The sequence below is a fragment of the Sphingomonas suaedae genome, assembly GCF_007833215.1.
GTDB lineage: Bacteria > Pseudomonadota > Alphaproteobacteria > Sphingomonadales > Sphingomonadaceae > Sphingomonas > Sphingomonas suaedae.
This window is the reverse complement of the sequence record NZ_CP042239.1, coordinates 1,463,866-1,477,149: the sequence shown is the minus strand read 5'-3', so window position 1 is coordinate 1,477,149 and position 13,284 is coordinate 1,463,866. Positions and strand designations below refer to the sequence as shown.

Genomic DNA, 13,284 nt, shown 5'->3' with positions numbered 1-13,284 from the left:
GGTGGGGGCCCGGTCCCGCCGGGACCGATTATTCCGTGGCAAGGCCGACGAGCATGTTCGACCCATAGGTCACGCCGTTGACCATGAAGGCCATGCCGGAGGCGTCCTGGGTAACTTCGCGCACCATGCCCCGCGCGAATATACCGACCGGAACGCCGCCGCCTGCCGCATCGGTCGCGGTGATCGACAGCTTGTAGATGCCCGGTGGCGCGGTGCTGCCATCGGCCACCTTGCCGTCCCAGCTGATGTCACCGGTCGCATCGGTCCGATCGATCGTGTGAACGGCCTTGCCACTGGAATCGAGGATGGTCGCGGTAACCTTGCCCGTCGAACGTTCGGCGACATAAGACCATTGGGCGGGCGAGTCCGCGGTCAGCCCGGCATCGGCGCTGGCGAAGGTCGCGACCTTGCCGACCGAAGGGGCAGCGCTGAGCAGCCCGTCCGAGGACAGCGCCGACAGGATCGATTTCAACGTCGTGTTCTGTTGAATCGACTGTTCGACCTGCGAGAATTGGACCAGCTGCGCGGTATATTCCGACGTGTCCATCGGATCGAGCGGGTCCTGGTTCTGCATCTGCGTGGTCAGCAGTTTGAGAAACATGGTCGAGTCGGTGGCGAGCTTCGACAGCGCGTTGGACTGGGTGGTGGGGGCATTATTGGTGCCGGTGACGGTATCGACGGCCATGAGCGGCTCCTTCAGGCGAACAGGTCGATGCGGCCCGCGCTGCGGACCTGCGGGGAATAGGCGGATGCGGATTGCGGGGCGGGATCGTCCTCGCCCAGATAGGCGCGGTGGACGGTGCGGCGCTCCTGCTGGCCAAAGCCCTGTTCGCCGCCCTGGCCGGTGCCGCGCCCGTCGAAGCGCAGGCTCTGCCCCTCGGTACGGAAGCCCGCATCATTGAGCGCGCGGCTGAGGCTGTCCGAATCGCGGCGAAGCAGGTCGAGCGTGGCGGGCTGGTCCGCGGTCAGTTCGGCGGACAGGCGCTGACCCTCCTCGACCTTCAGCCGCACCTCGATTCGTCCCAGATCGCCTGGATCGAGCCGGATGATGAGCGTGTCGTCGGCGCCGCTCTCGGCATGGCGGACGATCGCGACGGCGACATCCTCGCCGATCGCGGCGGCACGCGCGCGCGGCGCGTCGAACTGGTCGGGGGCGGTGGCATCGATCTCCGCGACAAGCCGGCCGAATGCGACGGGCGCGCTTTGGGCGGCGGCGACCGGCGCAGGGGCGACGGCGGTCGCCACAGCCGCCTGGCGCCCGCTTTCGCCGCTATCGGCAGTGGTGCTGCCTGCGCTCTCAACGGGTGCGCGCTGTACGGGCTGCGGGTCGGCGACGCGGAGCGCGGCGGATTCGGGATGGCCTGGCGTGTCGCCCAATGCCGCGACATCCTGTGGCGCGGCGGTGGCGGTGGCGGCGGCGGCTGCGGTGGCGACCGGCGGATCGCCCTCGCGGGGCGCCGGGGCGGAGGGTAGATCACGGGGAATGCTGGCTGTCATCGCATCGTCCGGCACAGGCGGCGCGTCGATAACGGCCTGATCCGGCAGAGCGGTCCTCGCCGGCGTAGCCACCGGGTCGCCCGGGGGGGCGGCCTCGCGTTCGACCGCGACCGCCTTTTCATCGACCGTGAAGACAGGTTCGACCGAGGGTGCCGCAGCAGGAGCGGGTTCGATCGATTGCGCGTCGGTGAAACGCAATGCGTGGCCGGCACCGGGCGCGATTTCAGATGGCTGTGCGTCCGGTCGTGCCGGTGCGGTGGCGATGGGCACTGCCTTCGGGGCGACGGTATATGGGCGTCCCGGCGCGTCCATCTCCGTGTCGATGGGTGGCTGTTGCGGCGGAGTCTTGCCGTTCGGAGCGGACCGTGCCGGTCGTGCAGGCATGTCCAAATCCGTGTCGATGGGTGGCTGTTGCGGCGGAGTCTTGCCGTTCGGAGCGGGCCGTGCCGGTCGTGCAGGCATGTCCAAATCCGTGTCGACGGGCGGCTGCTGCGGCGAAGGCTTGTCGGCCGGGGCAGGGTGTACCGGTCGTGCGGGGACGTCCGAGATTGGCGCATCGGTCGGCCCGGCGTCCCAAGGGGCAGGGCGCGCACTTTCGGGCGACGAGACGGGAGCGGGGACCAGCGGATCGCGCAGCGCGACCGCCGTATCCAGCTCGGACTCAGCATCGGACGCGCGGGGTTCGGCGGTCGGTTCGTCGGCAGTCTCTTCGGCAGTCTCTTCGGCAGTCTCTTCGGCAGTCTCTACGGTGGCCGTCGCACGGTCCGGCGTGACCGGTTCAGGCGATAGGACGCCTGTATCCTGGGTGACTGGAGCCGGGCTGGCGGGCGCAGCATCGACGACCGGGGGCTTGGGTGCACCGCGCTGAACGGGTGCAGCCGAGGGCGGCGCGACATCGGGCGTCGCCGCTGCGACGGCTGCCTCTCCCGGAGGGGGGGCGGGCACTGGCGCGGACACTGTCGGAGCGGGAGCCTCCGGCTCGACTGCGACGGTCAAGGGTGCTGGGTCGATCGGCGGCGCCGCGTCCTCATTGGCTGCGACCAGCAGCGCGGGGGCAAGGCCCGGCGACACCGGCTGGGCATCGGGCAGCGCTTCGGGCGTTCCGACCGGCAGGATCGGCGCGGCGCTGCCCAGCAATGTCGCAAATCCGGGCAGCCCCGATATCGGCTGCTGGCGTCCCGAAGGGAACTGGCCCGTACCGGCGAAACCCGGCGCGGGAGTTGGCGGGAGGAACGGCACCATGATCGCTTCATAGGTGCCCGATGGAGACTCCGGTCGCATCGACTAGCCAATCGTTCCCAGCGCCCGCACCCGCGATCGCGCATGGATCTCGTTCTGCGACAGCACCACCGTTGCCGGGCGTACCCGCTCGATCACGCTGCGCACGAACGGGCGGATCGTCGGGTTGGTGAGCAGGCACGGGATTTCGCCGTTGTTCGCCAGCTGGTCATAGGTTTCGCGGACGGCAGCGATGAAGCCCTGAAGCATTGAGGGCGGCATGGCGAGGTGGCGGTCTTCGCCCTGGCCCAGAATATTCTCCGCAAATGCCGTGTCCCAATGCGGCGAGAGGGTGACGATCGGGATCGCCCCGTCGCGGCCCTGCACCGCCGAGATCTGCCGCGCGAGCCTGGCGCGGACATGTTCGGTGATCTGGGTGAGGTTGCCGGTGATCGGCGCGGCCTCGGCGATCCCCTCGAGGATCGTCGGGATGTCGCGGATCGACACGCCTTCGCCGAGCAGGTTCTGAAGGATGCGCTGGACGCCCGAGATGGAGATGCGCGCCGGGATGATCTCCGCCACCAGCTTCGCCGAGTCCGTATGCACCTCGTTGAGCAGCTTCTGCACCTCGGTATAGCTCAGCATGTCGGCGATATTGTCCTTGACCAGTTCGGTCAGGTGCGTGGTGATGATCGTGCCGGCATCGACCACGGTGAGCCCGCGGAAGCCCGCTTCCTCGCGCAGCTCGCGGTCGATCCACAGGGCGGGCAGGTTGAACACCGGCTCGCGTGTCGGCTCGCCCGGAATACCGGCCGGGCCATCGCCGGGGTTGATCACCAGCAGGCGATCGAGCCGGATGTCGCCACGCGCCGCCTCGGTCTCCTTGATGTAGATGACATATTGGTTCGCCTGCAGTCCCATATTGTCGATGATGCGGACGGAGGGGAGGACGAAACCGTATTCGGTTGCCATCTGGCGGCGCAGTGCGCGGACCTGATCGTCGAGGCGCGGCTCTCGCGCGGCGTCGTTGATGATGGGGAGCAGGCCATAGCCGATCTCGATCCGAACCGCGTCGATGGCCAGCGTGCGCGAGATCGGCTCCTCGGCGACCGCGGCAGCATGGGCTTCCTCGACCTCGGCGTCGCGCGCGGCAATGCGGGCGGTTTCCTTCGCCTTTTTCGATAGATACCAGGCCGCGTACCCCGAGCCGGCGGCAAAGGCGAAGAACGGGATGAAGGGCAGGCCGGGCATCAGCGCCAACAGGCCCATCAGCACCGCGACCATGCCGAACGCCTGCGGATAGCGGCCCAGCTGCTGACCCAGCGCCTCGCCGGTCTTGCCCGCCTGGCTGCCCTTTGACACCAGCAGGCCCGCTGCGGTCGAGACGATCAGCGCCGGGATCTGGCTGACCAGCCCGTCGCCGACGGTGAGCAGCGTATAGGTTTCGAACGCGGTGCCGAACGGCACACCATAGATGGCGACGCCGATGATCAGGCCGACGACGACGTTGATCGCGGTGATCAGCAGTCCGGCGATCGCGTCGCCCTTCACGAATTTGGACGCACCGTCCATCGATCCAAAAAAGCCGCTTTCCGCTTCGACTTCGGTGCGGCGCGCGCGTGCCTGTTCCTCGGAGATCATGCCCGCCGACAGGTCCGCGTCGATCGCCATCTGCTTGCCGGGCATGGCGTCGAGGCTGAAGCGCGCGGCGACCTCGGCGATGCGACCGGCGCCCTTGGTGATGACGACGAAATTGATGACCACCAGGATCGCGAAGATGGTGAGACCGATCACCATCTGGCCACCGATCAGGAAATCGCCGAACGCCGCGATCACCCCGCCCGCTGCGTCCGGCCCCTCATGCCCATGGCCCAGGATCAGGCGCGTCGAGGCGAGGTTGAGGCCGAGCCGCAGCATCGTCGCGATCAGCAGGATCGTCGGAAAGGCGGAAAGCTGGAGCGGCTTTTCGATGAACAATGCCGTCATCAGGATCATCGCCGACAGCGTGATCGACAGCGCCAGCCCGAGGTCGAGCAGCCAGCCGGGCATCGGCAGGATGAGCATCCCGATGATCGCGATGACGCCGACCGCGAGCGCGATGTCGCGGCTGGCGCCGATGCGGGTGAGGAAGGCGTTGAGCGCGTCCATGATCGTTCAGTCTCCCTCAGGCCGCCGGGGCGACGGCGATGCCCGCCTCGACAAATGCCTTCAGCTTGTTGCGCATGGTGCGCACTGAAATACCCAGGATCTGCGAGGCGGAGGTGCGGTTGCCCTGGCACCGCTCGAGCGTCTCCAGAATCAGCGCGCGCTCGACCTCCTCGACTGTCTGGCCGACCAGCGAGGCGATGACCGGGCGGCCCGTAGCAGGGGCGGTAGCGGTGATGCGCGACCCGTCGGCCAGCACGATCGCTTCCGGGCCGATATAGCCGTCAGGCGCCAACAGCACGGCACGGTGCATCGCATCCTGAAGCTCGGCGATGTTGCCGGGCCAGTCATAATGCGCGAGCAGTCGTTCGGCGGCCGGGTCGATCAACGGCGAGGGTTGTCCCTGCATCGCGGCGAAGCGGATGGCAAAGGACGCGGCGAGCAGGCGGATGTCGCCGCCGCGGTTGCGCAGCGGCGGCAGCGCGACCGTCGCCAGTGCAAAACGGGCGAGCAGGTCGCTGCGAAACGCGCCGGCCTCGACGAACAGGGTGAGATCGCGGGTGGTGCTGGCGATGACATTCGGCGCGTCGGCTTCGGCCATCGCTTCGAGCACACGCAACTGGAGCGGGGCGGGCAGGCGATCGATGTCGCGCAGGAACAAGGTGCCGCCGCGCGCGGTGACGAAGGCGCCCCGCCGCGTGGCGCGCGCGCCGTCGAACGCGCCAACCTCATGCCCGAACAATTCGGACTCCAGCACATTGGGCGCAACGCCGGCGCACTCCACGGTGATGAAACCGTGGCGGCCTGACGCTGCATGGGTCGCATGGGCCACCCGCTCCTTGCCGCTGCCGCGCTCGCCGGTGATCAGGATCGGGGCATGGGCCGGGGCCATCGCACGGGCAAAGTCGAGCGCGCGCAGGAATGCCGGATCATCGCCGATCAGCGAGCCCGTGTCGATCTGTGCGAGTTGCGCAATCGCGGCTGCGATCAGGTCGCGATCGGGGGGCAGGGGGATATAGTCCTTCGCCCCTGCGCGCACCGCTGCGACTGCGCGGTCGGCGGGTGCGTCGATACCGCACGCCAGCACCGGCACGGCGAAGCGCTCGGCCTGAAGGTCCTTCATAAAGGCAGCTACGTCGCTTTCGACGTCGATCATGACAAGGCCCGCTCCGGTTTCGCGCAACTGTTCGAGTGCCGCCACGGGGGTGTGGGCGAGCATCACTTCGGCGCCCAGGTCGCGGGCCATCTGCGCGGCTTCGCCAAAGGCGCCGCCGCTGCTGCCGACGATCATCAGGCGGATCTGCATGTCAGCTGTCCTGCCGGACGATCTCGGTCAGCGTCACGCCGAGCGCGTGATCGACCAGCATCACCTCTCCACGCGCCACCAGCCGGTTGTTGACATAGACGTCTACCGGTTCGCCGACACGGCGATCGAGTTCGAGCACCATGCCCGACTTCATCCGGATCAGCTCGCCCACGGGAACACGGGCGCGGCCCAGCACTGCCTGAACCCGCACCGGCACCTCGTTCACTGCGGTCAGCGGCGCGGCACGCACCGGATCGGCGCTGGGCGCGTCAAGGCCGAACTCCTCGAACGCGGGCGACGTATCGCTTTCGACCATCGCCGACACTTCCTGAGAGGGAACGGGGTCGGGGCTTTCGGACATCGGGGTCTCCATCATGCGTTCATCCACTGGCGGATCACGGCGGTCGCTTCGGGCGCGTTGCTGGCGACGAGGTCGCCGACCTTGCGCAGATGCGACGCCTTCACCTGGCCATCGACATTGTTGAGCGTGACTTCATGGTCGAGCAGCGGGACATCGGGCTGCGTCCCCTGAATCGCCTCCAGCTGTGCAAGCGCCTCGGGGTCGCCATCGGCGGCTTGCTGCGCGATGGCGAGCATCTGCGCGTTGCGGTCGGTCGGCAGCATCGGCGCGGTATCGGCGGGGGCGGCGAGAGCCTCCTTGTTCGCGCGCGTCCGCAGCATCCGCAGCACCACCAGCCCGACGATCGCGACCAGCACCAGCTTGAGCAGTCCGACCACCTGGTCGGAGGTAAAGATCGACCACCAGGCAGGCTGGGTATCGGCCAGATCGGCGGGTGCGGCGAAGGCCATGCTTTCGACCACCACGCTGTCGCCACGCTCGGCATCGATGCCCACGGCATTCTCGACCAGTCGGGTCAGCTGCTGCTTGCGCGCCTCGGCCAGCCCCTTCGCGCCGCCATCGACGGTGACCGCGACGGTCAGGCGGGTGACTTTGCCCGGTTCGCGCGAGACGATGCTGCGGGTCGAGCTGTTGGCGTAGGTCGTATCTTCCGACGTTTCCTTGCGCGATTGCTGGCGGGTGTCGCCTCCGGCGGCGCCGACCGGCGCTTCCTGGGCATCGGGCAGCTGATTGCCGACGGTGACCGCCTGGTCCTCGCTCTCCTCGCGCGACTGGTCGTCGCTCTCGACGGTAACCTGGCGCGCGATCACCTGCTTGTCGGGATCGAAGACGTTGGATTCCTCGCGCGTCGCATCGCGATCGATCTGCGCGGCCACCTCGGCGCGGACCTTGCCCTGGCCGACGATGGGTTCGAGCAGCGCGATAATCTCCTCGCGCATCTTGCTCTCGATCTGGGTCTGCCGCTCGTCGATGCTCCCACCGCCCGCCGCACCCTGTTCGCCGGCGCGGGCGAGCAACGCACCCGACTGGTCGACGATCGACACGGATTCGGGCGAAAGTTCGGGAACGGCGGAGGAGACGAGATAGCGGATTGCCTGGATCGTCTCGCCGGGCAGGCGGCCCTTGGTCTTGACTGTGATCGACGCGGTGGCCGGGCGTGCTTCGGCGGCGAACATCGCGCGTTCGGGCATCACGATATGGACGCGCGCACTGCTGACCGAGTCGAGGCTCTGGATCGAGCGAACGAGCTCGCCCTCGATCGCGCGTGTTTCGTTCAGCTTGGCGCGGCTCGCCGAGACGCCGAAGGGCTGTTCCTGATCGAGCACGTCATAGCCGATCTTGCCGCCCAGTTTCTCGCCCGCCATCGCCATGCGCAGCTCGGCGAGCTTGTCGACCGGGGCCATCACCGCAGTGCCGTCGGCGGAGAGCTCGAACGGCACGTTCTGCGCCTTCAATTTCTCGGTGATCGCTGCGGCGCCGGCAGGGTCGAGATCGGTGTAGAGAAACCCCATGGTCGAGGTTTCGCCGCGCAGCGCGACCATCGCCAGCGCCGCCATGATGAGCGCCGCGACGCCGCCCATGATGGCGAGCCGCTTCGTCCCCAGCTGCGCGATCAGCCCTTTAACCTGCTCCAAGACGCACCCTATCAGCGATCCGGGGCGAACTGCCCCATGACTGAATTATAGATGCCGTGCGGGCGGCAGGTTTTGCCGGTAGGAAAAAATTGCCGCACCCTCCCTGTTGGCGGTGCGGCGGGGATCAGGCAGCTTCCGCAACCTGCGGGGCCGGGAACAAATTGCCCAGTTCGCGCAGCACCGCGGCCTCGCGCGCCGCGCGGTCGAGGGTCAACCCGCCTTCGTCCCATTCGATCCGCGCGTCCCCGGGGGCGAGCGTGGCGTCATGAGCGATGTGCAGGTTCAGGCGGCGGCGATCATTCGCCTGGCGTTGTGCGATCCGCTCCTCGATCTGCGCGGCCATGTCCGGGTTCACGCGAACGGTCATTTCCGTCCCGCGCGCGACCTGCGACAGGGCCCGACCGATCGCATCGTCGATCGCCTGGGCGGGGGAGGAAAGCAGCGGATGCCCCGCGAGATGCTCAGCCACCGCCATGACCAGCTCCGCGGCCTCGCGCGCGGTATCGGCCTGGAAGCCTGCGCGCTCCTCGGTGATCCCCTCGACCCCGGCCTGAAGCGCGTCGAGCGCGGCGAGCAGCGCGGTTTCGCGGTCGTTGCGGGCCGCGTCCATTCCCGCCTGGAACCCATCGGCACGGGCGCGGGCGAGCTCCTCATTTTGCGTCCGGCGCAGATGGGCGATCTCGTCCTCCAGCGCCTCGATCCGGATCGTCTGCGAAAGGGAGTCATGCTCGACAGTACGGGCCGCCTCGCGCGCGGTGAACACGCGGTCGAATCCGAACGGCCTGGTGCTGAACGAAAGATCCATGTGCCGCTCCGTCAAATGATCATCGTGTCGTCGCTCTTGGGATCGACCAGCACGATCTCCCCCATATCGGCGAGGTTCTTGGCAAGGCGGACGAGGGCGGACTGGGCCTCTTCGCAATCGCGGGCGCGGACGGGACCCATGGACGCCATGTCCTCGCGCAGCAGCTTTGCCGAGCGTTCGGTCATGGTCGAGAAGAACAGCTGCTTGATCTCGTCGTTCGCGCCCTTGAGTGCCAGCGCCATCTGGCGCTTGTCCGCCTGACGCACGATGACCGCGATCGATGCAGGGAGCAGACCGCCCAGATCTTCGAAGGTGAACATGAGCGAGCGGATGCGGTCGGCGGCGTCGGGCGAGCGCGCGTCGAGCGCCTGGAGCATATTCTCCTCCGTCGCGCGGTCCATGGCGTTGAAGATCTCGGCCATCGCCTCATGCGGGTCGCGGCGTTGCGCGCGGGCAAAATTCGCCATGAATTCGGTCTTCAATGTGGCTTCGACCTGCGCCAGAACTTCCTTCTGCACCGTCTCCATCCGCAGCATCCGCTGAACGACATCGACCGCGATTTCGCGGGGAAGCGCGCCGAGCACGCGCGCGGCGTGATCGGACTTCAGCTTCGAGAGGATCACCGCGATCGTCTGGGGATATTCGTTGCGCAGATAGCCGGCGAGCACGGCTTCGCTGACATTGGACAATTTGTCCCACATCGTCCGGCCGGAGGGGCCGCGGATATCCTCCATGATCTCCTTGACCCGGTCGGCATCGAGCACGCCGTTGAGCAGCCGCTCGGTCGTCTCGAACGAGCCGTGGCACGACGACATCGACGACATTTCCGCCTGGAACTGATTGAGCAGATGCTCGACGATGTTCGACGGGATGCGGCCGAGCTGGGCCATGCTGGCGGACAGCTCCTTCACCTCGTCGATCGACAGCTGTTCCCAGATCGGCCCGCCATGTTCCTGACCGAGCGCAAGCATCAGTGCGGCGGCGCGCTGGCGCTGGTTGAGCCGCTTAAATTCTGGCGGTTCGACGACCGGAGTCATCATCATCGTCTAGGTCCCCTGCATTATTCGTGGTCACCGCGTCGGTAAGGTGCGCGCACCCTCTATTATGGACGCAGAAGGGGGTTGTCGGTCGCGTGGAGAAAAACTGATGGACATCGCTTCCGGCCTGGCCGGGCTCAGCCTGCTGGGCGGCGACACGAGCCTGTTTACGGCGTCAGGCGGTGGTCTGGCGATCGAAAGTCGTGCCGTGCGCGAGGCCAAGGCCCAGTTCACGTTGCCCGAAACCACGCCGCCCTGGCGTCAGGCGGCGCCGACTTCGTCCATCTATACTCAGGTCACCGAGATCCGCCGTCTTTCGACACTGATCGACAAGCCGCTGACCGGCCCGCGCGCGCTGCCCACCGACGTTCAGACCGCCTTCACCACCTGGAAAGCGCTCGACCGACTCAACCTCCTCGCCGAAAACGCCGCCAAGCCCGGCCTTACCGCGACCGAGCGTGCCCAGCTTGCGACGACGTTCACCAAGGGGCTGAGCGACCTGCAGACCTTCATGGGCAGCGCCCCGTCGGACAAACTCGACCTGTCCTTCGGACAGCCGGTCCGACGCGCCGAAAGCGTCGCGGTGTCGCCCGGCACCGGCAGCCTTGCGGTCAGCGTCACGGGCAACGGCGTCGTCGCCAAGCGTGACGAGATCCTCTCCCAGCTGTCTGGAACCGAACGCTTCCGCGTCACGCTGGAGCGTGGCAGTTCGGTGGACACCGTCGTGATCGATCTCGGCTCGCTTCCCGAGCCGCCCACGCTCGATAGCGTCGCCAACCTCATCAACCAGGCGATCGCCGACATTCCGATGCGCGATCTCAATGGCGATGTCGTATATGATTCCGGCGGGACGGCCGTTCCCAAGTGGAAGGTCGCGTTCGAACCCGAAAAGACCGTCGATGGCTGGGCGATGGGGATGACTCGCCAGGGGTTGGAATCGGTGTCGATAGATCAGGTCGATGCTCCCGATGCGCTAATGGTCGCGACCGGTCGCACCGGCCTCGAAACGCCCACCGCCGCGCGGGTGCTGCGCATCGACGATCCGCAAGCGGCGATGACCAACAAGACGCTGGCGACGATCGAGGCGAAGGATCGGCTGGCGACGAAGGCGGTGGCAACGACCACGGATGCGATCGTCACCGACACCGATGGCTTTGCCTATGTCGTCGGCACCGCATCGGGCGATCTGGACGAACTGCGCGTGGCGGGAAGCCAGGATCTCTATCTCACCAAGATGGACAGCCTGGGCAATACCGTTTGGCAGCGAAGCCTGGGCGCATCGGACAGCGCATCGGGCGCCGCGATCACCGTCGCGGACAATGGCGATATCGTCGTTGCCGGCACTGTCTCTGGCCATTTCGGCGGCACCGATGCCGACGCGGACATGCTGGTCGCGCGCTTCGCCAATAATGGCGATGAGCAATTCGCGACCCGGATCCGTTCGGCGGGCGAGGACCGCGCGACCAGCGTGACGATTGCCGATGACGGCGCAATCCTGGTCGGAGGCCGGGCTGCATTGGGCGGCGGTGACGCGTTCGTCGCACGGCTGAGCGGTACCGGATCGCTCCAGCTTCGCCAGCGGATCGATGCTGGCGGGGACGAGGGGATCACCGCGATGGCAATGACCGCCGATGGTCGTCTTGCCGCCGTCACGCGCGAGGGGAGCAGTTCGCGGCTGCGCTTCCTCGACCCCGCCAACCCGGCGGTCGAACTCGGCTCGGTCGATCTGGGCACTGTGGACGCGCGCGCGATCGCGATCGGCCCGGATGGGTCGATCGCAATTGGCGGCACCACGCTTGCCGCACTGGCCGGCACGCAGACCAACGGCATTGCCGGCGGCCGCGACGGGTTCGTCGCGCGCATGGCGGCCGACGGATCGGGCCTGTCGGTCACCTATCTCGGCACGGCGGGCAACGAACAGGTCGACAGCCTCGTCTTCACCAATGGCAAACTCTATGTCGGCGGTCGCACCAGCGGCGATCTGGGCGGCACCCGCAGCGGTCCTGTGGACGGCTTCGTCGCCCGGCTCGATCCCGCAAGCGGTGCGGTCGAGCAAGTGAACCAGTTCGGCCAGCCGACACTGCGCACCGAACCCGTGCGCCTTGCCGCTTCGAGCGGCGGGACCAGCATGGTCGACGCGCTCGGTTTCGGGCGCGGCACACTGACTCCCGACGGATCGCTGAAGCTGACCACCGCGACCAGTCTGCGCGCGGGCGACAGTTTCCAGATGCGCGTCGCGGGCGGCGTCGTCCGTACCGTGACGATCGACAAGGATGAGACGCTGACGAGCCTCGCCGACAAGGTGCGCCGGATCAGCGGATCGAAGGCGCTCGTGACGACGCCCAAGAGCGGGGAGGGGGCAATGCTGCGCATTGCGCCCAAGGCGAGTATCGATATCGAATTTATCGCCGGGCCCGCCGGGCGCGACGCGCTCGAAAAGCTCGGCCTCCCCGCCGCGCGCGTGTCCGGCATGGATGCGATCGACAAGGATGCACCGATCGTGAAGCCCGGTGGCACCTATGGCCTGGGCCTCGACCTGTCGCTGTCGATTGCCGACACCAAATCGGCGAAGGCGGCGCTCGCGAAGCTCAAATCTGCGCTGTCGATTTCGCAGACCGGATACCGCTCGCTCTATTGGGACGATACCAAGCTGGCATTGGTTGAAGGCAGCAAGAAGGGCGGAAGCACCGCCCGCGAACAGGCGCAACTGGCCAATTATCAGGCGGCGCTCGACCGGCTCGCGGGCGGCATACCAACCTCAATGGGGTTCTGACATCATGACCGACCTGATCGGCGGCATCACCCGCAACATGAAGCATCTTTCGGAGCGGCAGCGCGTCGTGGCCGAAAATATCGCCAACAGCGAAACGCCGGGCTTCAAGGCGCGCGAGGTGCGCGCGCCGAGCTTCGCCGACCTGCTCCAGACCGGCAGCGGCGGTGGACAGGTCGCGCGCCCTCAGGTGAAGCTGACGGGTGGTATGGCGGCCCTCGGTGCGCGCGCCCCGATTTCGGCGGGCAGCGTGATGCTCGACGCGAACACGACCGAGACCAAGCCCGACGGCAACAATGTCACGCTGGAGGAACAACTGCTCAAAATGGGCCAGATCCAGGCCGATTTCGCGGCGATGACCAACCTCTACCGCAAGAGCCAGGGCCTCATCCAATCGGCGCTGGGCCGCAAGGGCGGCGGCTGACGCGGTGGGGTGAAGGGGCGTCGTTCGCATCCCCTCGCTTTAGCGGAGAGGAGCGAGGTCGTTTTCGACCTGAGTTTCATCGCTCTG

The 13,284-nt window shown here is 67.3% G+C and carries 10 protein-coding genes; 2 read left to right on the top strand and 8 right to left on the bottom strand.

Annotation, left to right across the window (positions count from 1 at the left end):
- Positions 1-28 precede the first annotated feature (28 nt).
- The 8 genes from FPZ54_RS07070 to fliG form a co-directional block, all read right to left on the bottom strand.
- The gene (locus FPZ54_RS07070; protein WP_145846027.1) at positions 29-685 is read right to left on the bottom strand and encodes a flagellar hook assembly protein FlgD; all 657 of its coding nucleotides are present in this window, start codon (positions 683-685) and stop codon (positions 29-31) included.
- Positions 686-696: 11 nt separating this feature from the next.
- On the bottom strand, positions 697-2,778 hold the full coding sequence (locus FPZ54_RS20320) for a flagellar hook-length control protein FliK (RefSeq protein ID WP_145846026.1): 2,082 nt from the start codon (positions 2,776-2,778) through the stop codon (positions 697-699).
- Between the two features lie 3 nt (positions 2,779-2,781).
- On the bottom strand, positions 2,782-4,863 hold the full coding sequence (gene flhA, locus FPZ54_RS07060; RefSeq protein WP_145846024.1) for a flagellar biosynthesis protein FlhA: 2,082 nt from the start codon (positions 4,861-4,863) through the stop codon (positions 2,782-2,784).
- A 16-nt stretch (positions 4,864-4,879) separates the two neighbouring features.
- Positions 4,880-6,166, bottom strand: coding sequence for a sigma-54-dependent transcriptional regulator (locus tag FPZ54_RS07055; RefSeq protein WP_145846022.1), 1,287 nt, complete (start codon positions 6,164-6,166; stop codon positions 4,880-4,882).
- 1 nt (position 6,167) lies between these two features.
- Positions 6,168-6,527: a flagellar motor switch protein FliN gene (gene fliN / locus FPZ54_RS07050; protein WP_145846021.1), complete on the bottom strand. Its 360-nt coding sequence runs from the start codon at positions 6,525-6,527 to the stop codon at positions 6,168-6,170.
- Positions 6,528-6,538: 11 nt separating this feature from the next.
- A complete protein-coding gene (gene fliF, locus FPZ54_RS07045; RefSeq protein WP_145846020.1) occupies positions 6,539-8,161 on the bottom strand; it encodes a flagellar basal-body MS-ring/collar protein FliF in 1,623 nt (540 codons plus the stop codon).
- A 124-nt stretch (positions 8,162-8,285) separates the two neighbouring features.
- A complete protein-coding gene (locus FPZ54_RS07040) occupies positions 8,286-8,966 on the bottom strand; it encodes a FliH/SctL family protein (RefSeq protein ID WP_145846018.1) in 681 nt (226 codons plus the stop codon).
- An 11-nt stretch (positions 8,967-8,977) separates the two neighbouring features.
- Positions 8,978-10,009 (bottom strand): flagellar motor switch protein FliG, encoded by a 1,032-nt coding sequence (fliG, locus tag FPZ54_RS07035; protein ID WP_145846017.1) that lies wholly within the window; start codon positions 10,007-10,009, stop codon positions 8,978-8,980.
- Positions 10,010-10,112: 103 nt separating this feature from the next.
- On the opposite strand from fliG, the gene FPZ54_RS07030 reads away from it, so the two are divergent.
- On the top strand, positions 10,113-12,776 hold the full coding sequence (locus FPZ54_RS07030) for a hypothetical protein (RefSeq protein WP_145846016.1): 2,664 nt from the start codon (positions 10,113-10,115) through the stop codon (positions 12,774-12,776).
- Positions 12,777-12,780: 4 nt separating this feature from the next.
- Positions 12,781-13,197, top strand: coding sequence for a flagellar basal body protein (locus tag FPZ54_RS07025; protein WP_145846014.1), 417 nt, complete (start codon positions 12,781-12,783; stop codon positions 13,195-13,197).
- Positions 13,198-13,284: the final 87 nt, after the last annotated feature.

Coding starts and splice junctions, on each gene's coding strand:
- FPZ54_RS07070 (WP_145846027.1), bottom strand. CDS start 685: ATGGCCGTCGATACCGTCACCGGCACCAATAATGCCCCCACCACCCAG.
- FPZ54_RS20320 (WP_145846026.1), bottom strand. CDS start 2,778: ATGCGACCGGAGTCTCCATCGGGCACCTATGAAGCGATCATGGTGCCG.
- flhA (WP_145846024.1), bottom strand. CDS start 4,863: ATGGACGCGCTCAACGCCTTCCTCACCCGCATCGGCGCCAGCCGCGAC.
- FPZ54_RS07055 (WP_145846022.1), bottom strand. CDS start 6,166: ATGCAGATCCGCCTGATGATCGTCGGCAGCAGCGGCGGCGCCTTTGGC.
- fliN (WP_145846021.1), bottom strand. CDS start 6,527: ATGTCCGAAAGCCCCGACCCCGTTCCCTCTCAGGAAGTGTCGGCGATG.
- FPZ54_RS07040 (WP_145846018.1), bottom strand. CDS start 8,966: ATGGATCTTTCGTTCAGCACCAGGCCGTTCGGATTCGACCGCGTGTTC.
- fliG (WP_145846017.1), bottom strand. CDS start 10,009: ATGATGATGACTCCGGTCGTCGAACCGCCAGAATTTAAGCGGCTCAAC.
- FPZ54_RS07030 (WP_145846016.1), top strand. CDS start 10,113: ATGGACATCGCTTCCGGCCTGGCCGGGCTCAGCCTGCTGGGCGGCGAC.
- FPZ54_RS07025 (WP_145846014.1), top strand. CDS start 12,781: ATGACCGACCTGATCGGCGGCATCACCCGCAACATGAAGCATCTTTCG.